Origin of the sequence: Brevundimonas sp. EAKA (genome assembly GCF_000698025.1) — a bacterium.
Classification (GTDB): domain Bacteria; phylum Pseudomonadota; class Alphaproteobacteria; order Caulobacterales; family Caulobacteraceae; genus Brevundimonas; species Brevundimonas mediterranea_A.
The window spans coordinates 19095-37946 of the sequence record NZ_JMQR01000018.1 but is presented as its reverse complement, the minus strand read 5'-3'; the positions used below and the strand labels follow the sequence as shown (position 1 = coordinate 37946).

Here is an 18852-nt window from a genome sequence, read left to right as displayed (position 1 = left end):
GGGAGATGGGTAAAAGAGACGGCGGCCAAGCCTGTCGCAGCCTAGGCGCCGACGCCCAAGGCTCCGGCCGCTGCGTCCAAGCCGGCTGAACCCGTCGCCGCTCCGGCTCCCAAGCCCGCCGCCGCTGCACCGGCTCCCGCGCCGACGCCCAAGCCGGTCGAAACGCCCAAGCCCGCGCCGGCCGCCGCGCCGGCGCCCAAGGCTGAGGAAAAGGGCTTCTTCGCCAAGCTCGGCGACATGATCTTCGGCAAGCGCTGATCACGGCTCACAGACCAGACTGAAGTCGCCGGACGGTTCGCCCCGTCCGGCGATTTTCGTTTCAGCGCAGCCGTTCCGCCAGAAAATCCACGAACACCCGCACGCGCGCCGGCATATTGGCGCCGCCGACGAAGACCGCATGGATCGGCTCCCGGTCGCCCGGATTGAAGTCCTCCAGCAAGGGAACCAGCCGCCCCGCGTCGATGGCGTCGGCCACGCTGAAATTCCCGACCCGCGTCACCCCGACCCCGGCCACCGCCAGCTGAGTCAGGGTCTCGCCGTTGTTCGCCTCGATCGGCCCCCGCACCGTCAGGGCGTAGTCGCGGCCGTCCCGGCGAAACGGCCAGACGGGCTCGGCGCGGCGGAAGTTGAAGTTCAGGCAATCATGATCGTGCAGGTCTTCCGGAACCGTCGGCGTCCCGCGGCGGGCCAGATAGTCGGGCGAGGCGACGATAGTCCGCCCCGTGTCGCCCAACCGCCGCGCCGTCAGCGGACTGTCGGCCAGCGGCCCGAACCGGATCGCCACATCCGCCTGCCCCGCCGCCACATCGACCACGACATCGGTCAGGTTGATGTCGATCAGGATATGCGGATAGCGACGCACGAAATCCCCGAGCAGAGGCACCACATGCTGGCGGCCATGGGCCAGTGAGGCGCTGACCCGCACCCGCCCGCGCGGCGCCCCCTGATCGGCGATGCCCTGCTCGGCGTCGTCCAGGTCGGCGAGGATGCGACGCGCCGCGCCCAGATAGGTCTGGCCCTCGGCCGTCAGGGTCAGGACCCGGGTCGTGCGCAGCATCAGCCGCACCCCCAGCCGCGCCTCGATCCGGTCGACGGTCCGGCTGACCGCCGACGGGGTCAGGCCCAGGATCCGACCGGCGGCGGAGAAACTGCCGCTTTTCGCCACGGCGACGAAGATCTCCATCTCCCGCGCCCGGTCCGCGCCATTCATCTGCATCTTTGCGTCCAGATCAAAAATCCTTGGCCTCCCGCCTGCCTACCGCCGCTGCGGCGCGGCGTCCATCTGTGCGTCCGAACACAGACGAGGGACAGTCATGGACTATCGCCAACTTGGATCATCGGGCCTGCGCGTACCGGTCCTCAGCTTCGGCACAGGCACCTTCGGCGGCTCCGGCCCGTTGTTCGGCGCCTGGGGCAACAGCGACGTCGACGAGGCGCGCCGCCTGGTCGACATCTGTCTGGAAGCCGGGGTCAATCTGTTCGACACCGCCGACGTCTATTCCGACGGCGCCTCGGAACAGGTTCTGGGCGAGGCGATCAAGGGCCGGCGCGACCAGGTGCTGATCTCGACCAAGACCGGTCTGCCGACCGGCGACGGTCCGGCGGACTGGGGCGTGTCGCGCGACCGTCTGATCCGCGCGGTCGAGGCCGCCCTGCGCCGCCTGGGCACCGACCATATCGACCTGCTGCAACTGCACGCTTACGACGCCTCGACCCCGGTCGAAGAGCTTCTGGCCACGCTGGACATGCTCGTGACCTCGGGCAAGGTCCGTTACACCGGCGTGTCCAACTATCCCGGCTGGGCCCTGATGAAGGCGCAAGGCGTCGCCGAGCGTGACGCCCGCCCCCGCTTCATCGCCCACCAGGTCTATTACTCTCTGATCGGCCGCGCCTATGAGGCCGACTTGATGCCGCTCGGCGCCGACCAGGGCGTCGGCGCCCTCGTCTGGAGCCCGCTGGGCTGGGGTCGCCTGACCGGCAAGATTCGCCGCGATGCGCCGATCCCCGAGGGCAGCCGCCTACACCAGACGGCCGCCTTCGCGCCGCCTGTCGAGGACGAGCACCTGTACCGCGTCGTCGAAGCCCTGGACGCCGTGGCGGCCGAGACCGGCAAGACCGTGCCCCAGATCGCCATTAACTGGCTGCTGCAACGCCCGACCGTCTCATCGGTCATCATCGGCGCCCGCAACGAGGAGCAGTTGCGCCAGAACCTGGGCGCCGTCGGCTGGTGCCTGACGCCGGACCAGGTCGCGGCGCTCGACGCCGCCAGCGCCGTCCTGCCGTCCTATCCCCACAGCCCCTATCGCCAGCAGGAAGGGTTCGCGCGCCTGAACCCGCCGCTGGTCTGAACCTCCCAAAGGTCTCCTCCCCCATGAAACTCAATCCTCCCCTTCTCGCCCTCGCGGCCGGGGCCTTCGGCATCGGCGTGACCGAGTTCGCCCCGATGGGCCTGCTGCCGGTCATCGCCACGGACCTGGGCGTCTCCATTCCCACGGCCGGTCTGTTGATCAGCGCCTATGCCCTGGGCGTCATGCTGGGCGCGCCCCTGATGACCCTGACCACGGGTCGCGTGCCGCGCCGCGCCCTGCTGATCGGCCTGGCCGCCGTCTTCACCCTGGGCAATCTGATGGCGGCCGTCTCGACCGACTACGCCATGCTGCTGGTCGCGCGGGTCGTCACCTCGCTGAACCACGGGGCCTTCTTCGGCGTCGGCTCCATCGTGGCCGCCAGCCTGGTGCCGCCCAACCGACAGGCCGGCGCGGTCGCGGCCATGTTCATGGGCCTGACCATCGCCACCGTCGTCGGCGTGCCGCTGGCGGCCTGGGCGGGCGACGTCCTGGGCTGGCGCGCCTCCTTCTGGGCCATCGCCGGCATCGGCCTGATCGTCATGGCCGCCCTGCGCCTGACCCTGCCCAAACTGCCGGCGCCGGTCGGCGGCGACGCCCTGGCGGAGGTGCGCGTCCTGGGTCGCGGCCCCGTTCTGTCGGCCCTGGCCCTGACCGTAATCGGCTCCAGCGCCATGTTCACCGTCTTCACCTATATCGCCCCGATCCTGCATGAAGAGGCCCACGCCTCCATCGGCTTCGTCACCGCCATGCTGGTCGTCTACGGCCTGGGCCTGACGGTCGGGAACTGGCTGGGCGGCAAGTTCGCCGACCGGTCGGTGGATCGCACCCTGATCATCACCCTGGCGTCTCTGACGGCCATCCTGGCTCTGTTCGCCTTCACCATGCCGTTCGCCGTTCCCGCCCCGTTCGTGATCTTCATCTGGGGCGTGGCCAGCTTCGCCCTGGTGCCGCCGCTGCAGGTGCGGGTGATGGCCGCCGCCTCGGATGCGCCCAACCTGGCCTCGTCGGTCAATATCGGCGCCTTCAACCTGGGCAACGCCGTCGGCGCGGCCGTGGGCGGCGCGGTGATCGCCGGGGGCCTGGGCTATCCGGCGGTCGCCCTGGCCGGCGCCGCCTCTGCGGCCCTGGGTCTGGTTCTGGTGCTCTTTCTGACCCGCAAGCGCGCCCCCGCCACGGCTCCGGCCATAGGCTGACGGCTCAGCCCCTGGAAAAGATGCGACCTCGGCCGACGCCGGGGTCGCATCCTCCATCGCGTAGCGACGGCGGAATATCGATAATAGTTGACTTTTGCGAGGGGACTTCTATATCGCGTCCAGCCTCGGGACAGGTCTGCGATACGCGCCGCCCGCTCGCCCAAAGAGGGGCGGTTCCGTTGCTGTTACGCACGCAGACGCTTTCTCTCCCAAGGATTCATGACCGAATTTTCCCAACTGGGCCTCTCGCCCACGACCCTGCAGGCCGTCGCCGACACCGGCTACACGACCGCCACTCCGATTCAGGAACAGGCGATCCCTGTGGCCCTGGCCGGCCGCGACGTCCTGGGCATCGCCCAGACCGGCACCGGCAAGACCGCCGCCTTCACCCTGCCCCTGGTCGAACGCCTGGCGTCGGGCCGAGCCCGCGCCCGCATGCCGCGCGCCATCGTCCTGGCCCCGACCCGCGAACTGGCCGACCAGGTCGCCGAGAGCTTCGCCAAATACGCCAAGGGCACCAAACTGACCTGGGTGCTGCTGATCGGCGGCGTCTCCATGGGCGACCAGGTGGCGGCGCTGAACAAGGGCGTCGACGTCCTGATCGCCACCCCGGGCCGCCTGCTGGACCTGTTCGAACGCGGCAAGATGCTGCTGACGGGCGTCGAGATCATGGTGGTGGACGAAGCCGACCGCATGCTGGACATGGGCTTCATCCCCGACATCGAGCGCATCTTCAAACTGACGCCGCCGCGTCGCCAGACCCTGTTCTTCTCGGCCACCATGCCGCCCGAGATCACGCGTCTGACCGCCGCCTTCCTCAAGGATCCGACCCGGATCGAGGCCTCGCGTCCGGCCATGACGGCCGACACCATCACCCAATATATCGTCCGCATCCCGACCTCGGACCCCAAGGCCAAGCGCGCCGCCCTCCGCGCCCTGATGAGCCGCACCGACGTGCGCAACGGCATCGTCTTCTGCAACCGCAAGTCTGAAGTCGATATCGTCGCCAAGTCGCTGAAGACCCACGGGTTCGACGCCGCCGCCATCCACGGCGACCTGGACCAGTCGCATCGCACCAAGACCCTGGCGGACTTCCGCTCGGGCGCGCTGAAGATCCTGGTGGCCTCCGACGTCGCCGCGCGCGGCCTGGACATCCCGGACGTCAGCCACGTCTTCAACTACGACGTCTCGCACCACGCCGACGACTATGTCCACCGCATCGGCCGCACCGGTCGCGCGGGCAAGCTGGGTCAGGCCTTCATGATCGTGACCCCGGCCGACGACAAGTCGCTGGATAAGGTGCTGAAGCTGATCAAGATGGATCCGCAGGAGCTGGTCCTCGACGACATCGACTTCGACGCGATCAAGGACGGCGGGCGTGACGACAAGCGTTCGTCCCGGTCGAACGAGACCCGCTCGGGCGGTCGCGGCCGTTCACGCGCCGCCGAACCGGCCCAGGCCCCCGCGCCCGCCGTCGCTCTGGCCGAGACGGACGCCGCCGAGGCGCCGACGCGCTCGCGCAGCCGCCGCAAGGCCAAGCCCGAGGTTTCCGTCGAGACCGTCGTCGAACCCGAGATGGCTCCTGTCGTTGAGAAGCCCGCTGGCCGCGGCCGCAGCCGCGCCCGGTCTGAACCCCGGCCCGAAGCGAAGATCGAACCCCGGATCGAATCCCGGATTGAGGCTGAGCCCGCCCCCTCGGAAGAAGCTCGTGCCGCTCGCACGGATCGCGAGCCTCAGCTCCGTCAGTCGGACCGTCGCGGCGAGCGTCGTCCGGAAGAACGCGAACGTTCGGGCGTCAAGGGTTTCGGCGACGATATCCCCGCCTTCCTGCGTCGCCCCGTCGTCATCCGCGCCTGATTTGTAACGCCGTTTACCCGGTATTACGGATAGGCCTCTAATCTCCCCGAAGTTCCAGAACGGGACTTCGGGAGAAGCGAATGACAGCGCAGGTCGAAACGGCGGTTCGGGGACCGGAAGCCTATTCTCTTGCGCGCAACGCCATCGCCGCAATGGAGAAGGCCGGCGTCTGGCCCACGCCGCTGAATTTCGAACTCTGGATTCATTATCTCGGCGACCCCGAAGGTCCTCTGGGGGTCGAGATCAAGCGCCTGCTGGCTGAAGACGCCGTCATATCCGACGAGACCTCGGAAATGCTCGCCGCCGAATTCCTGCCCCGCGGCCGTCTGTCGGAAGAGATTCGCGACGCCGGCGCCGTGCTGGATCGCGAGTTGGCCAGTGTCTCCGCCGCCATCGCCAAGGCCCACAAGACCCAGACCGACTTTGGCGAGACTCTGGCCGACGCCTCGCAGACCATGGACACCGCCGTCGAGGACGCCTCCGCCCTGAAGAGCCTGGTCGGCGGACTGTCCACGGCCACCCAACGCGTTCGCCGCGAGACCGCCAGCCTCGAAAAACGCCTGGAAAGCTCCAACAAGGAAGTCGCCCGTCTTCGCGAGCATCTGGAACAGGTGCGCCGCGACGCGATGACCGACGCCCTGACCAATCTGGCCAACCGCAAGGCCTTCGACGAGCGCCTGGAACAGGCCTGCGCCGACGCCGGCCGCACGCCCCTGACCCTGGCCATCCTCGACATCGATCATTTCAAGCGGTTCAACGACACCTGGGGCCATCAGACCGGTGATCAGGTGCTGCGGTATGTCTCCACCATCCTGTCACGCGTCTGTTCCGGCAATCGGTTCGTGGCGCGGTTCGGCGGCGAGGAGTTCGCGATCATCTTCCCCGGCGAGAGCCCTGGCGCCGTCATGGCCGCGCTGGAGCATATCCGCGAAGAGGTCTCCTCCCGTTCCCTGCGTCGGCGCTCCACCAACGACGATCTCGGCGCCGTCACTCTTTCCGCCGGATTTGCGGAACATCTGCCCAGTGAAGGCGCCGCCGCCCTGCTCGAACGCGCCGACGAGGCCCTCTATGCGTCCAAGCGCGGCGGCCGCAATCGCGTCACCAGCGCGCGCGCGCTCGAAAACGCCGCCTGAGCCGCGACTTTCTGCCATAGTCGGCCCATGCGCAGCCTCGCCTTCAATATCGCCTACTGGATCCTGTCGATCAGCTATGGCCTGACCGCCGCCTTCGCCGCCCTGGCGCCGGGACGCGGCGCCACCAGCCGGGTCATCCGCGCCTATGTCAGGCGGATGGTCCAGGCCATGGCGGTCTTCGCCGGCATCAGGCTGGATGTGCGGGGCAAGGAACGGCTGCCGCCAGGCGCCTTCATCATCGCCTCGAAACATCAAAGCTGGGGCGACGGATTCGCCACCTACGACCAGTTCGACGACCTGGCCTTCGTCACCGGCGATCACCTGGAGAAGTTTCCCCTGCTGGGCGGGGTGCTGAAGAAGCTGGGGGCCATCGTCGTCAACAGCTGCGGCGGCCACGAAGCCCGCCAGGCCCTGGCCACCCGCGCCGCCGAGGCCAAGGCCGAGAACCGCAAGATCCTGATCTACCCCGAGGGTCATCTGGCGCCGGTCGGTCAGAAGTACCGCTACCGCTCCGGCGTCTGGCACATGTACCGCGACTTCGACATGCCGGTCGTGCCCCTCGCCACCAACCTCGGCCTGTTCTGGCCCGAGGAGAAGTACGAGAAGCACGCAGGCACGGCGACGCTGGAGTTCCTGGACCCCATCCCGGTTGGCCTGCCCAAGGACGAATTCCTGGCGCGCCTGGAGGCGGTGGTTGAGACCCGCACGGCCGAACTGATCGCCGAGGCCACGGGCCAGCCGGTCACGCCGGCGGTTCTGATGGATACGCCTAAATAGGCTTCGGTTTCTTTCCGGACGCCTTGCGCACCGCCACCTCCAGCGACCGACGCGCCCAGTCGACCGCCTCGTCGGGGTCGTCCAGCGCCGTCTCCGGCAGGGTCCAGTATCCCATGGACATCGTCCGCCCGTCCTTGGTCGGATATCTGAATTGCCTACACCCGGCCTCGACGAAGGCCTCGCCCAGCGCCTCGTCGCCCTTCAGCCAGACCACCCCGTCATCCAGCAAGGCGAACATCACGCCCGAGGCGTAGACCCCGGCGCCGCCGAACATCCGCTTGATCTCCAGCCGCCCCAGGCCCGCGAAATGCTCGCGCACCCATTCGCCGAAGGCCGCGTCATACGCCATCTCAGACGGCGGCGGCCGGGACGATGGTGACGCTCTCGCCGCAGCCGCAGGCGTCGGTCTGGTTCGGATTGTTGAACACGAATTTGGACGCCAGCCGGGTCGTCTCGTAGTCGATCTCGGTGCCGATCAGGAACAGCACCGCCTTGGGCTCGATCAGGATGGTGACGCCCTTGTCCTCGACCACCTCGTCCAGCGGGCCGATCTCGTCAGCATAGGCGAAGGTGTACTCCTGCCCGGCGCAACCGCCGTTCTTGACCCCGATCCGCAGACCGATGTGGTCGTTCTCCGCATTGTCCAGGATTTCGCGCACGCGTTCGGCGGCGGCGTCCGTCAGGGTCACGGCCTTCGGACGCGGGCGGCGCGGACGGGATGTGGCTTGAAGTTCGGTCATCAGAACATGTTCAGGGCCAGCTTGGCCTCGTCGCTCATCTTGGAGGAATCCCACGGCGGATCGAACACCAGATTGGCCTTGGCGCTGCGCACGCCCGGCACCTTCTCGACCGCCGTCTCGACCCAGCCCGGCATCTCGCCCGCCACCGGGCAGCCGGGCGCCGTCAGGGTCATATCGACCACCACGTCACGGTCGTCCGAGACATCAACCCGGTAGATCAGGCCCAGCTCATAGATGTCGACCGGGATTTCCGGGTCATAGACCGACTTCAGCGCCTCGATCAGCTCCTCGGTCAGCTTGTCCAGCTCGACCTGGGACAAGGCGCTCTTCTGGGGTTCGTCCCAGGCGTTCTTGAAGGCGTCGGTGTCTTGAATGGTGTCGTCTGTCATGGGCTTACACGAAGAAGTTCCGCGCCTTGATTAGCGCGTCCACGAAGGCGTCGGCATCCTCCATGGTGTTATATAGGGCGAAGGAGGCGCGTGTGCTCGACGTCACGCCCATTCTTTTCGCCAGCGGCTCGGCGCAGTGCTGTCCGGCCCGCACGGCCACGCCGTAACGATCCATGATCTGGGCCACGTCATGGGCGTGGGCGCCCTCGACGGCGAAGGTCAGGATCGCACCCTTGCCTTCCGCCTGCCCCAGGATCCGCAGCCAGTTCTGCCCCTGAAGACGATCAACCGCGTGCTGGTAAAGCGAATGCTCATGCGCCCGAACCGACGCCTGATCGTATTGGGCCAGCCACTCCAGCGCCACGCCCAGGCCGATGGCCTCCAGGATCGGCGGCGTTCCCGCCTCGAACCGATGGGGCGGCCTGGCGTATGTCACGCGATCCATCTCAACCGTCTCGATCATTTCGCCGCCGCCCTGATAGGGCGGCAGGGCCTCCAGCGCCTCGGCCTTGCCGTACAGGGCGCCGATGCCGGTCGGCCCGAACAGCTTGTGACCGGTCAGGACATAGAAGTCGCAACCGATGGCCTGCACGTCCGGCGTCGCATGGACCGCCCCCTGGCACCCGTCGATCAGCACCTGAGCACCGGCCGCATGCGCCAGTCGCGTGATCTCGGCCACCGGATTGATGGTGCCCAGCACGTTCGACATATGGGTGACCGCGACCATCCGCGTCTTCGGCCCCAGCAGGTCGGCATAGGCCGTCATGTCCAGCGACCCGTCGTCCAATACCGAGATCCATTTGAGCACCGCCCCGCGTCGTTCGCGCAGCAGGTGCCAGGGCACGATGTTGGAATGGTGCTCCATCTCCGAGACGATGATCTCGTCGCCCGGTTCGATGCTCAACCCCAGCCCATTGGCGACCAGATTGATCGCCTCGGTGCCGCCCTTGGTCCAGACGACCTGTTCCGGGCTCTCGGCGTTCAGGAAGCGGGCCACGATCTCGCGCGCCTTCTCGAACGCCTCGGTCGCCTCGTTCGACAGGGTGTGCAGGCCGCGGTGGACGTTGGCGTAGCCGCCCTCCATCGTCGCCACCAGGGCGTCGATCACCGCGCGCGGCTTCTGGGCCGAGGCCGCATTGTCCAGATAGACCAGCGGCTTGCCGTTCACCGACCGCGACAGGATCGGAAACTGCGCCCTTACGGCATAGGGATCAAATCCTCCCCCCCTGGGGGAGGTGGCGGGACGCTCTTGCGCCGCGACGGAGGGGGCAAGATCAGTCACAACCGAGCCGTCAGCCATTCCCGCGCCACCTCTCTCGCGCCCTCGTGCTCGATCCGGTCGATGACCTCGATCAGGAAGGCCTGGGTCAACAGGGCGCGGGCCTCCTCGGCCGGAATGCCGCGCTGCTGCATGTAGAACAGGGCGCTCTCGTCCAGCGCCCCCACCGTATTGCCGTGCGCGCACTGCACGTCGTCGGCATAGATGATCAGTTCGGGCTTGGCGTCGATCTCGGCCCGCTCGGAGGCGATCAGGGCGTGGTGGCCCATCCGCGCATCGGTGCCGTCGGCCCCGCGCTCGACCACGATCTTGCCCTGGAAGACGCCCCGCGCCGTATCGCGCGCCACGCCCTTGATCAATTGCGACGTCGCGCCGTCGCGCTCCATGTGCCGCACCACGCTGGTCAGGTCGGCCTGCCGCGATCCATTCAACAAATACAGGCCGTCGGCCTGAACCTGCGCCCCCTGGGCGAAGTGAGCGATGCGGGTCTCGATCCGCTGCAGCCTGGCGCCGGTGGCGATGATGGTCTGGCGATAGACGCCGCCCGCCTCGACCTTCACATGGGCTTCGGCGATGGAAATGGCGTCGTCCGGCTCCTCGACCAGGACGACGCGCGTCACCTCGGCCCCGGCCGCCACATCCAGCTCCAGCGTATTGTGGGCCACATAGGCCGAGCCGGCGCCCTCGTGCGTCTCCAGCAGCAGCAGCTTGGCGCCCGCCCGCACGGCGACCCGCGCCCTGGCCGTATGCCCCGTCCCGACGGCGTTCGAGATATAGCGCAGCCGCAGCGTCTGCTCGCCCGAGGCGATGAAGTCGGTCACGCCCACCGGCCGCCCATTGGCGAAGACGATGGCCTCTCCACCCAAGGCGTAGAACGGCCCCGGCGCGCCCACGGCGGCCGTGCCCGACGGCGTCGGCGCCTCGCGCAGATGACGCTTCAGGTCGCTGTATTTCCACGCCTCATCCCGCCGCGACGGGAATGTGGCCGCGTCGGTCAGGTCGATGGCGAAGGTCGCGCTCATGCCGGTTCCGGAAGATATTTGTCATATCCTTCCGCCTCCAGCTGATGCGCCAGTTCCGGCCCGCCCGAGGCCACGATCCGGCCGCCGGCCAGCACATGGACCCGGTCCGGTTTGATGTAGTCGAGCAGGCGCTGATAGTGGGTGATGACCAGCATGGCCCGGTCGGGACGACGCAGGGCGTTCACCCCTTCCGACACGATCCGCAGGGCGTCGATGTCCAGGCCGGAATCCGTCTCGTCCAGGATCAGCAGCGACGGCTCCAGCAAGGCCATCTGCAGGATCTCCATCCGCTTCTTCTCGCCGCCGGAGAAGCCGACGTTCAGCGGCCGCTTCAGCATGTCGAAGTCCATCTTCAGCGCCTTGGACGCCTCCCGGACCAGCTTCAGGAAGGCCGGCGCCGCCACCTCCTCCTCGCCCCGCGCGCGCTTCTGGGCGTTCAGCGCCGTCCGCACGAAGGTCAGGGCCGGGACGCCGGGGATTTCGATCGGATACTGGAAGGACAGGAAAACGCCCCTGGCCGCCCGTTCGGCCGGCTCCAGCGCCAGCAGGTCCTCGCCCGCCCATTCGACCGATCCTTCCGTCGCCTCATAGCCCGGCCGGCCCGACAGGGCGTAACCCAGCGTCGACTTCCCGGCCCCGTTCGGCCCCATGATGGCGTGCACCTCGCCGGCGGGAACGTCGAGGGTCAGTCCCTTGAGGATCGGCTTGTCGCCGACGGAGACATGGAGATTTGAAATCGAGAGCATGTTCAATCAGTCGTTCGGAGTGGGATGAACGACGCTCAAATCCTGTCGAGCGTCGTAGAAGGCGATGACACGAATGCCGTCTGGGCGTTCGCGATAGACGATGATCTTCTTCCAGTCGGCTGCGCTCCATTCGAGAAGCCCAGGCCAGCGGGACAGATGACCTTGATGAGGATGCTCGGCCAGACGCCAGAGCGTGGCTTTGATCTCCGTTTCCGCCTTGTCCGCAGTTGCAAGACTGTGCGCGTCAAGGTGATCCAGAAAGTCGGAGAACGCCGTCAGCGCGGGCTCAGACCATTCGAAATCCTTCACCGCGTACGACGCGCCGCAAGCCGGGCATCCGCCTCCACATTCGAAATGATCCGACCCTCACGCTCTGCGGTCAGTCCGGCCTCGATCTGCGCGATCTGATGCGCCGATAACGGCGAGCCACGATGAATCTCATTGTCCGTGATGAAACCTTCGGCAGCCGAGGCGATAAATTCGCCGACCGGCATCCCGATCTCGGCCGCCGCGCGCTTCAAGCGGTCAGCAGTGTCTTCTCGGAAAGGAACGGCAATCGTTTCCATCAGAATGTCCTCGATAATCGGATCAGACGAGATCTCTCGATGATACCACGATCCAGCCCCATGATGGCGTGCGCCTCGCCCAGCGGAACGTCGAGCGTCCGACCCTTGAGGATTGGTTTTCCGCCGACGCTGACGCCGATATTCTCCGTTTTCAACATATCAATATCGCCCCACCCCTGCGCGATTGTTCTCGATACGCTTGGTTAGATCGGCCAGGAGCTCGGCCCGCTGCTCCCTAACTTGATGTTCGGACCAATACCTCATGTCCGCTGCGGTCACGCCGGTGGCCAAAGCGGACACGCGCATCGCCGTTCCACGGATCAAGGGATCGACGATTGGAAAACACTCATCTAGGGCCTCTTCCGCTATCGCGGCAGGCTCCTCACCTGTCGCGCTGTCTATGCGATCATTAAGACAACTCCCAAACCGGTCTTTGATGGGTTCTGGATCGACCTCCAATGCCCAAAAATAGAGCTCGAAGGTCTCCCGATCCTCGGCAGGCAAGGTAGCGAGAAAGGTCGCGCGATCTGCATCAGTGGACATGTCCTTCTGACCGAGGCTTGCGCACCCCGCCAGAAGCGCCGTGACAGAAAACAGGACACGCTTCACCCCACGCTCCCCTCAAGACTGATCGCCACCAGCTTCTGCGCCTCGACGGCGAACTCCATCGGCAGCTTCTGCATGACGTCGCGGACGAAGCCGTTGACCAGCAGGGCCACCGCCTCCTCCTGCGACAGCCCGCGCTGCTGGGCGTAGAACATCTGGTCGTCGGACAGACGCGTCGTCGTCGCCTCGTGCTCCAGCTGGGCCGAGCCGTTGCGGGCCTCGATATAGGGGATGGTGTGCGAGCCGCACTCTTTCCCGATCAGCAGACTGTCGCACTGGGTGAAGTTGCGCACCCCCGTCGCCTTCGGATGCACTGAGACCAGGCCGCGATAGGTCGAGTCCGATTTCCCCGCCGACACCGCCTTGGCGATGATCCTCGACTTGGTGTTCTTGCCCAGGTGGATCATCTTGGTGCCGGTGTCGGCCTGCTGATGTCCGTTGGTGATGGCGATGGAATAGAACTCGCCCGAGCTGTCGTCGCCCTTCAGGATGCAGGACGGGTATTTCCAGGTCACGGCCGAACCGGTCTCGACCTGAGTCCACGACACCTTGGACCGATCACCCCGGCAATCGGCGCGCTTGGTCACGAAATTGTAGATGCCGCCCTTGCCCTCGGCGTCGCCTGGGTACCAGTTCTGGACGGTGGAGTACTTCACCTCGGCGTCGTCCAGCGCCACGATCTCGACCACGGCCGCATGCAGCTGGTTCTCGTCCCGCATCGGCGCGGTGCAGCCCTCCAGATAGGAGACGTAGCTGCCCTTATCGGCGATGATCAGGGTGCGTTCGAACTGGCCCGTCTGTGACGCATTGATGCGGAAATAGGTCGACAGCTCCATCGGGCAGCGCACGCCCGGCGGGATGTAGACGAACGACCCATCCGAGAAGACCGCGCTGTTCAGGGCCGCGAAATAGTTGTCCGAGACCGGCACCACCGACCCCAGATATTGCCGCACCAGCTCAGGATATTCGCGCAAGGCCTCGGAAATCGGCATGAAGATCACGCCGACCTTGGCCAGTTCCTCCTTGAAGGTGGTGACCACCGACACGCTGTCGAACACGGCGTCCACGGCCACGCGCGGCGCGCCCTGCACCCCCGCCAGCACCTCCTGCTCCTTCAGCGGGATGCCCAGCTTCTTGTAGATTTCCAGGATCTCGGGATCGACCTCGTCCAGCGACTTCGGCCCTTCCTTCTGCTTGGGCGCCGCATAGTAGAACAGCGACTGGTAATCGACCGGCTCATACTTCACCGCCGCCCAGGTCGGTTCCTCCATCGCCAGCCAGCGTTCATAGGCGGCCAGACGCCATTCCAGCATCCATTCCGGCTCGCCCTTCTTCTCGGAGATGAAGCGCACGATGTCGGCGTTCAGCCCACGCGGCGCGAACTCCTGCTCGATGTCCGACGTAAAGCCGTGCGCGTATTTCTCCAGCGCGGCGACCGCGTCGATGGTTTCCTTGACGGCGGCCATCAGGCGACCTCTCTCACGCGCTCTGCGGCGCGTGTCTTGTGCTTGTCGTAGGCGGCGATCCAGGCGTCGGCGAACCGGCTCCAGTCGCTCTCTTGCGTGCCCCAGCCGCCGGAAACGCGCACGCCCCCGGTCGCCAGAGCGTTCAATCCCATGGCGCTGATGGTCTTGGACGGCTTGACCTTGCCCGACGAACAGGCCGAGCCCGCCGACACCATGACGCCGGCCAGATCGAGCGTGATCAACTGTTGAGGACTGTCCCAGCCCTCGACCGCCATGAACAGGGTGTTCGGCAGGCGCGGCACATCTCCGCCAATCACGGTCGCCCCGGCGGCCTCGACCCTGGCCTCGGCGGAATCGCGCCATCCGACATGCGAAGCCATCGTCTCCAGATCCCGCGCGGCGCAGTCTGCGGCCACGCCGAAACCGGCGATGCCCGGAACATTCTCGGTCCCGGCGCGCAGACCCCGCTCCTGCCCCGCCCCGTGCAGGATGCGAACCCCCGAAACGCCCTCCTTCAGGATCAACGCCCCGACGCCCTGCGGCCCGCCCAGCTTGTGGGCCGACAGGGTCAGGCTATCCGCATCCAGAACCCGCATATCGACCGGAATCTTGCCCGCCGACTGTATGGCATCGACGTGCAACCAGCCCCCGGCCGCACGCACCAAGGCTGCGGCTTCGACCACGGGCTGGATCACGCCGCTCTCATTGTTGGCATGATGGATGGCGACCACAGCCCGCCCCGGACGCGTCAGCGCCTCCGCCAGCCAGGCCAGATCCACCACCCCGTTGGCGTCGACCGGCAGCACCTCGACAGGCGCGCCCGCATTCGCCGCCGCCTCGGCCACGCATGGATGTTCGGTGGCGGAGACGATCAGCCGCTCGCATCCGGCCGCCAGCGCGCTGGCGATGGCTTGGGCATTCGCCTCGGTCCCGCCGCTGTTGAACACCACAGCCGTCGGATCAGCGCCGACCAGTTCACCGACCTGGGCCCGCGCCGTCTCGACCCGCGCCCTCGCCCGCCGTCCGGCCGCATGGACCGCCGACGGATTACCGTTGTCGGCCAGGGCCCGCGTCATGATCTCGAGGACCTCGGGCCGCACCAGGCCCGAAGCGTTGTAATCCAGATAGATCGCGCTCATGCCGCCACCCCCACAGCTTGGGGCGGCTCGACATTGCGGCGACGCTGGCCTGTGCGGTTCATCACCACGTCTTCCAGCGACACCCCGGCCAGATAGCGATGGATCTCGTCGCCCAGGTCTTCCCACAGATCGTGGGTGATGCAGCGTTCGCCGGCCATCATGCAGCCCTTGGGCGAGCCGTGCGCCACGCAGCGCGTCGCCCGGATCGGTTCGTCCACCGCCAGCACGATCTCGGCCACCACCGTCTCATGCGCCCCCTTGGCCAGCCGATAGCCACCGCCGGGTCCGCGCACGCTCTTGACCAGGTCGCTCTTGCGCAGACGGGCGAACAACTGCTCCAGATAGCTCAGCGAAATCTCCTGGCGCGCGGCGATTTCAGCCAGCGAAACCGCCCGGATTTCGCCGCTTTCGCCGCGTCCGTTCTTCGCCAGATCGGCCATCGCCATCACGGCGTATCGTCCCTTGGTCGACAGACGCATATTGCAGCCTCAAAAATTGCGCGCTTTTCGGGGCTCTTGTGCTAGAACCCGCGCCTTCGCAAAGGCGCCTCGCTTGCGGAGGGACTTAGAAAGTCCCACCTCAGCGGTCAAGTATTACGCACACGCGAAACGACAGTTGAACGGATTCCAGAGCCCCTATGCCTGAAGTCATCCTGCCCGGCGCCTCCGGTCGCATCGAAGGCCGCTATTCCCCGGGCAAGCGCCCGAACGCCCCCATCGCGTTGATTCTGCATCCGCACCCCAAGGCGGGCGGACATATGAACAACCCGGTGACGGTCACCCTGCACCAGCTGTTCCAGCAGCGCGGCTTTGCCACCCTGCGCTATAATTCGCGCGGCGTCGGCAAGTCGCAGGGTGAATTCGATTCGGGCATCGGCGAACTGGCCGATGCGGCCACGGCCCTGGACTGGCTTCAGTCGAACAACCCCGGCGCCAGCCAGACCTGGGTCGGCGGCTATCAGTTCGGCGCCTATATCGGCATGCAGCTTCTGATGCGCCGCCCCGAGACGGACGGCTTCATCTCGGTCTCGCCCCCGTCCAACATGTACGATTTCAGCTTCCTGGCCCCCTGCCCGGCCTCGGGCCTGTTCCTGCACGGCACCGCAGACACCGTCGTGCCCCCGGCCGAGGTCGAACGCGTGGTCAACAAGCTGCGCACCCAGAAGGGCATCATCATCGACTATGAGCTGGAAGAGGGCGCCAGCCACTTCTGGCAGGACCACATCAGCGCTGTCGAACGCCGCGTCGGCGCCTATCTGGACAAGCGTCTGGAAGAAAAGCCGGCCTGATCCGATCCTCGGGTCGCGCGTTGGAGACCCGAATGGAACATGACATCGTCATTATCGGCGGCGGCGCGGGCGGGCTTGAGCTCGCCGCCCGCCTGGGCCGTCGGTTCGGCCCGCGCGAGGGCCGCCGTCGCGTCCTGCTGATCGATCACTCCATCTTCCACCTGTGGAAGCCCAGCCTGCACGAGGTCGCTGCGGGGTCTCTGGACAGCCACCAGGAAGGCCTGTCCTACCCGGTGCTGGCGCGGCGCAATCATTTCAGCTTCGCCTTCGGCGATCTGACCGGCCTCGATCCGACGAACAAGACCCTGACCCTGGGCGAAATCCGGGATCAGGACGACGCCGTCCTGGTTCGCCCCCGCACGGTGAAGTTCCGCACCCTCGTCCTGGCCATCGGCAGCGGCTCGAACCTGTTCGGCACGCCCGGCGCCGCCGAACACGCCCATCTGCTGGAAGACGTGGCGGACGCCGAGGCGTTCAACAAACGGCTGACCGCCGCCTTCCTGGCGACCGCCTATTCCGACGGGCAGACGATGAACATCGCCATCGTCGGGGCCGGCGCCACCGGGGTCGAACTGTCCACCGAACTGATCGAGGGGCATGACGAACTGTCGGCCGGCCTGACCGAGGGGCAGAAGTTCGACCTCGCGGTCACCCTCGTCGAGGCCGCGCCCCGCATCCTGGGCGGCCTGCCCGAACGGGTCTCGGCCAAGGCCGCCCATGCCCTGGAAGAAAAGGGCGTGCGCCTGCTGACCGACGCCAAGGTCAAGGCTGTCCACGCCGGCCGGCTGGACACCTCCAGGGGCGAGGTGCCCGCCGACCTGATCGTCTGGGCGGCCGGGGTGAAGGCGGCCGAGACCAACCGCGACCTGGGCCTGACCACCGGCCCCCTCAATCAGTTCGTGGTAGACGACCACCTGCGCACCTCGGCCCCTGACATCTACGCCATGGGGGACTGCGCCGAGGCGCCGGGGCCCGAGGGGCGTCCGGTCCCCGCCCGCGCCCAGGCGGCGGCCCAGCAGGCCGCCTATCTGGCCAAGGCCCTGGCCATGGCTCGATCCGACCCGTCGCGCGATCCCGGCCCCTACGTCTATCATGACAAGGGTTCGCTGGTGTCCCTGGGCGGCGACCGGGGCGTCGGCTCCCTGATGGGCAATCTGGGCGGCCCGAACTTCCTGATCGAGGGCCTGATCGCCAAATGGGCCTATATGGCCCTGCACCTGGACCATCACCGCGCCATCCTGGGCGTCCGCCGCACCGCCATCCTGGCCTTGTCGCGCCTGCTGCACCGCCGTGTCTCCGGACGGCTGAAGCTGCACTGAGGCGCGCGCGGCCCGTGGCTCAGTGCAGCGGTTCCTCGGCGATTGGGGCCGGACCGTGGGCGCGCACGCACCAGACCACGCTGACGATCATCATCAGTATGGCCAGGATCTCGATCACAGCCGGTCCCCGTCCCTCCCAGATGTAGCCGTAGACGAAGGCGAACACGGTCTCGAACACGATCATCTGCCCCAGCATGGTCAGCGGCAGACGGCGGCTGGCCTGGTTCCACAGGGCGTTGCCGATGATCGAGGCGAACAGGGCCACGCCCAGGCAGACGCCGGCGAGCTTCAGCCACGCACCGCCGGTCCAGCCCTGGGTCGTCAGCGCCGCGGGAACCGCCAGGAGCAGCGCCAGACCGCCCGTGACCACCCCGGTCAGCAGGGACCAGTCGTGGGGCGACACCTGTGTCAGCCGCGCCATCCAGCGGCTGTTGCCCACCGCATAGACCGTCCAGGAGATCAGGGCGCCCAGGGCGCAGCCCAGACCGATCAAAGTCTGAATCCCGGTTGGTCCGCCGGAAACGCCATGGCCGTGCGACAGGGCGCGCCAGCCGATCAGCCCCACCGCCACGGCCGCCAGGACGATGGGCGGCGCCGTCCGAGACGCCGGCGGCCCGCCTCCATCCTTCAGCCCCCACAGGGCCACCACCACCGGCACCATGCCCACGATCAGGGCCGACGCCGCCACCCCGGCCAGGTGAACGGCGACGACCACAAAGGCGAAATAGACCAGATTGCCCGCCAGGCTCAGCCAGACGAGGGCGCGCCACGTGCCCGCCTCGATCAGGGGCGCCAGCCGTCGCCAGCGCGGGGCGATCAGAACGACCGCGATCAGCCCGTAGGCCAGATAGCGCCCGGCGGTCAGCAACAGGGGCGACGCCTCCGCCGCGAACTTGGGCGCCAGGAACACCAGCCCCCACATCGCGCCTGCCCCCAGGCCGGAAGCCACGCCCCACAGCCGGTCCGAGGATGCCGTCATTGTCG

21 protein-coding genes and 1 pseudogene are annotated in these 18852 nt (G+C 67.2%); 7 read left to right on the top strand and 15 right to left on the bottom strand.

Annotated elements, in window-relative coordinates; genetic code table 11:
• Positions 1–319 precede the first annotated feature (319 nt).
• Entirely contained in the window at positions 320–1216 is an 897-nt protein-coding gene (locus ER13_RS04405; RefSeq protein ID WP_196066346.1) for a LysR family transcriptional regulator, read from the bottom strand.
• A gap of 97 nt (positions 1217–1313) precedes the next feature.
• On the opposite strand from ER13_RS04405, the gene ER13_RS04400 reads away from it, so the two are divergent.
• The 5 genes from ER13_RS04400 (at position 1314) to ER13_RS04380 (ending at position 7308) form a co-directional block, all read left to right on the top strand.
• Positions 1314–2348: an aldo/keto reductase gene (locus tag ER13_RS04400; protein ID WP_035306958.1), complete on the top strand. Its 1035-nt coding sequence runs from the start codon at positions 1314–1316 to the stop codon at positions 2346–2348.
• A 23-nt stretch (positions 2349–2371) separates the two neighbouring features.
• Positions 2372–3541 carry an MFS transporter gene (locus ER13_RS04395; RefSeq protein WP_008262637.1) on the top strand — a complete coding sequence of 390 codons (1170 nt, stop codon included), beginning with the start codon at positions 2372–2374 and terminating at the stop codon, positions 3539–3541.
• A gap of 219 nt (positions 3542–3760) precedes the next feature.
• Positions 3761–5398, top strand: a complete 1638-nt coding sequence (locus ER13_RS04390; RefSeq protein WP_008264252.1) for a DEAD/DEAH box helicase — start codon at positions 3761–3763, stop codon at positions 5396–5398.
• A gap of 80 nt (positions 5399–5478) precedes the next feature.
• A complete protein-coding gene (locus ER13_RS04385; RefSeq protein WP_035306954.1) occupies positions 5479–6531 on the top strand; it encodes a GGDEF domain-containing protein in 1053 nt (350 codons plus the stop codon).
• 27 nt (positions 6532–6558) lie between these two features.
• Positions 6559–7308: a 1-acyl-sn-glycerol-3-phosphate acyltransferase gene (locus ER13_RS04380; protein WP_008263754.1), complete on the top strand. Its 750-nt coding sequence runs from the start codon at positions 6559–6561 to the stop codon at positions 7306–7308.
• Here ER13_RS04380 and ER13_RS04375 read toward each other — a convergent pair.
• The 13 genes and pseudogenes from ER13_RS04375 to ER13_RS04320 all read right to left on the bottom strand — a co-directional run bounded on the left by ER13_RS04375 (position 7301) and on the right by ER13_RS04320 (position 15740).
• On the bottom strand, positions 7301–7657 hold the full coding sequence (locus ER13_RS04375) for a TfoX/Sxy family protein (RefSeq protein WP_035306951.1): 357 nt from the start codon (positions 7655–7657) through the stop codon (positions 7301–7303). The genes ER13_RS04380 and ER13_RS04375 overlap by 8 nt on opposite strands.
• A gap of 1 nt (position 7658) precedes the next feature.
• The gene (locus ER13_RS04370; protein ID WP_035306948.1) at positions 7659–8048 is read right to left on the bottom strand and encodes an iron-sulfur cluster assembly accessory protein; all 390 of its coding nucleotides are present in this window, start codon (positions 8046–8048) and stop codon (positions 7659–7661) included.
• On the bottom strand, positions 8048–8437 hold the full coding sequence (locus ER13_RS04365) for an SUF system Fe-S cluster assembly protein (protein ID WP_035306945.1): 390 nt from the start codon (positions 8435–8437) through the stop codon (positions 8048–8050). Before ER13_RS04365 ends, ER13_RS04370 begins: the two co-directional genes overlap by 1 nt.
• Positions 8438–8441: 4 nt before the next feature.
• Positions 8442–9719 (bottom strand): aminotransferase class V-fold PLP-dependent enzyme, encoded by a 1278-nt coding sequence (locus tag ER13_RS04360; RefSeq protein WP_081836125.1) that lies wholly within the window; start codon positions 9717–9719, stop codon positions 8442–8444.
• Positions 9716–10738: a Fe-S cluster assembly protein SufD gene (sufD, locus tag ER13_RS04355; protein ID WP_035306942.1), complete on the bottom strand. Its 1023-nt coding sequence runs from the start codon at positions 10736–10738 to the stop codon at positions 9716–9718. The genes ER13_RS04360 and sufD overlap by 4 nt, the downstream gene beginning before the upstream one ends.
• Positions 10735–11484, bottom strand: coding sequence for a Fe-S cluster assembly ATPase SufC (sufC, locus tag ER13_RS04350; protein ID WP_035306967.1), 750 nt, complete (start codon positions 11482–11484; stop codon positions 10735–10737). The genes sufD and sufC (ER13_RS04350) overlap by 4 nt, the downstream gene beginning before the upstream one ends.
• A 6-nt stretch (positions 11485–11490) precedes the next feature.
• On the bottom strand, positions 11491–11793 hold the full coding sequence (locus ER13_RS04345) for a type II toxin-antitoxin system RelE/ParE family toxin (protein WP_008260743.1): 303 nt from the start codon (positions 11791–11793) through the stop codon (positions 11491–11493).
• The gene (locus ER13_RS04340; RefSeq protein ID WP_155988081.1) at positions 11790–12050 is read right to left on the bottom strand and encodes a hypothetical protein; all 261 of its coding nucleotides are present in this window, start codon (positions 12048–12050) and stop codon (positions 11790–11792) included. Before ER13_RS04340 ends, ER13_RS04345 begins: the two co-directional genes overlap by 4 nt.
• Positions 12051–12106: 56 nt before the next feature.
• Positions 12107–12208, bottom strand: a pseudogene (gene sufC / locus ER13_RS18955) (Fe-S cluster assembly ATPase SufC); the annotation flags it as partial.
• A gap of 1 nt (position 12209) precedes the next feature.
• A complete protein-coding gene (locus ER13_RS04335) occupies positions 12210–12659 on the bottom strand; it encodes a hypothetical protein (protein WP_035306934.1) in 450 nt (149 codons plus the stop codon).
• On the bottom strand, positions 12656–14122 hold the full coding sequence (gene sufB / locus ER13_RS04330; protein WP_035306931.1) for a Fe-S cluster assembly protein SufB: 1467 nt from the start codon (positions 14120–14122) through the stop codon (positions 12656–12658). The genes ER13_RS04335 and sufB overlap by 4 nt, the downstream gene beginning before the upstream one ends.
• Positions 14122–15261 carry a cysteine desulfurase family protein gene (locus ER13_RS04325; protein ID WP_035306929.1) on the bottom strand — a complete coding sequence of 380 codons (1140 nt, stop codon included), beginning with the start codon at positions 15259–15261 and terminating at the stop codon, positions 14122–14124. The genes sufB and ER13_RS04325 overlap by 1 nt, the downstream gene beginning before the upstream one ends.
• A complete protein-coding gene (locus tag ER13_RS04320; RefSeq protein WP_008264270.1) occupies positions 15258–15740 on the bottom strand; it encodes an Rrf2 family transcriptional regulator in 483 nt (160 codons plus the stop codon). Before ER13_RS04320 ends, ER13_RS04325 begins: the two co-directional genes overlap by 4 nt.
• A gap of 158 nt (positions 15741–15898) precedes the next feature.
• On the opposite strand from ER13_RS04320, the gene ER13_RS04315 reads away from it, so the two are divergent.
• Positions 15899–16549 (top strand): alpha/beta hydrolase, encoded by a 651-nt coding sequence (locus tag ER13_RS04315; RefSeq protein ID WP_008262115.1) that lies wholly within the window; start codon positions 15899–15901, stop codon positions 16547–16549.
• Positions 16550–16581: 32 nt separating this feature from the next.
• Entirely contained in the window at positions 16582–17868 is a 1287-nt protein-coding gene (locus ER13_RS04310) for an NAD(P)/FAD-dependent oxidoreductase (RefSeq protein WP_035306927.1), read from the top strand.
• 19 nt (positions 17869–17887) lie between these two features.
• Here the strand turns inward: ER13_RS04310 and ER13_RS04305 are convergent, their stop codons facing one another.
• A complete protein-coding gene (locus tag ER13_RS04305) occupies positions 17888–18847 on the bottom strand; it encodes a DMT family transporter (protein ID WP_035306925.1) in 960 nt (319 codons plus the stop codon).
• Positions 18848–18852 lie beyond the last annotated feature (5 nt).

Coding starts and splice junctions, on each gene's coding strand:
- ER13_RS04390 (WP_008264252.1), top strand. CDS start 3,761: ATGACCGAATTTTCCCAACTGGGCCTCTCGCCCACGACCCTGCAGGCC.
- ER13_RS04400 (WP_035306958.1), top strand. CDS start 1,314: ATGGACTATCGCCAACTTGGATCATCGGGCCTGCGCGTACCGGTCCTC.
- ER13_RS04310 (WP_035306927.1), top strand. CDS start 16,582: ATGGAACATGACATCGTCATTATCGGCGGCGGCGCGGGCGGGCTTGAG.
- ER13_RS04365 (WP_035306945.1), bottom strand. CDS start 8,437: ATGACAGACGACACCATTCAAGACACCGACGCCTTCAAGAACGCCTGG.
- sufB (WP_035306931.1), bottom strand. CDS start 14,122: ATGGCCGCCGTCAAGGAAACCATCGACGCGGTCGCCGCGCTGGAGAAA.
- ER13_RS04395 (WP_008262637.1), top strand. CDS start 2,372: ATGAAACTCAATCCTCCCCTTCTCGCCCTCGCGGCCGGGGCCTTCGGC.
- sufD (WP_035306942.1), bottom strand. CDS start 10,738: ATGAGCGCGACCTTCGCCATCGACCTGACCGACGCGGCCACATTCCCG.
- ER13_RS04385 (WP_035306954.1), top strand. CDS start 5,479: ATGACAGCGCAGGTCGAAACGGCGGTTCGGGGACCGGAAGCCTATTCT.
- ER13_RS04370 (WP_035306948.1), bottom strand. CDS start 8,048: ATGACCGAACTTCAAGCCACATCCCGTCCGCGCCGCCCGCGTCCGAAG.
- ER13_RS04325 (WP_035306929.1), bottom strand. CDS start 15,261: ATGAGCGCGATCTATCTGGATTACAACGCTTCGGGCCTGGTGCGGCCC.
- ER13_RS04380 (WP_008263754.1), top strand. CDS start 6,559: ATGCGCAGCCTCGCCTTCAATATCGCCTACTGGATCCTGTCGATCAGC.
- ER13_RS04375 (WP_035306951.1), bottom strand. CDS start 7,657: ATGGCGTATGACGCGGCCTTCGGCGAATGGGTGCGCGAGCATTTCGCG.
- ER13_RS04320 (WP_008264270.1), bottom strand. CDS start 15,740: ATGCGTCTGTCGACCAAGGGACGATACGCCGTGATGGCGATGGCCGAT.
- ER13_RS04305 (WP_035306925.1), bottom strand. CDS start 18,847: ATGACGGCATCCTCGGACCGGCTGTGGGGCGTGGCTTCCGGCCTGGGG.
- ER13_RS04405 (WP_196066346.1), bottom strand. CDS start 1,216: ATGCAGATGAATGGCGCGGACCGGGCGCGGGAGATGGAGATCTTCGTC.
- ER13_RS04340 (WP_155988081.1), bottom strand. CDS start 12,050: ATGGAAACGATTGCCGTTCCTTTCCGAGAAGACACTGCTGACCGCTTG.
- sufC (WP_035306967.1), bottom strand. CDS start 11,484: ATGCTCTCGATTTCAAATCTCCATGTCTCCGTCGGCGACAAGCCGATC.
- ER13_RS04315 (WP_008262115.1), top strand. CDS start 15,899: ATGCCTGAAGTCATCCTGCCCGGCGCCTCCGGTCGCATCGAAGGCCGC.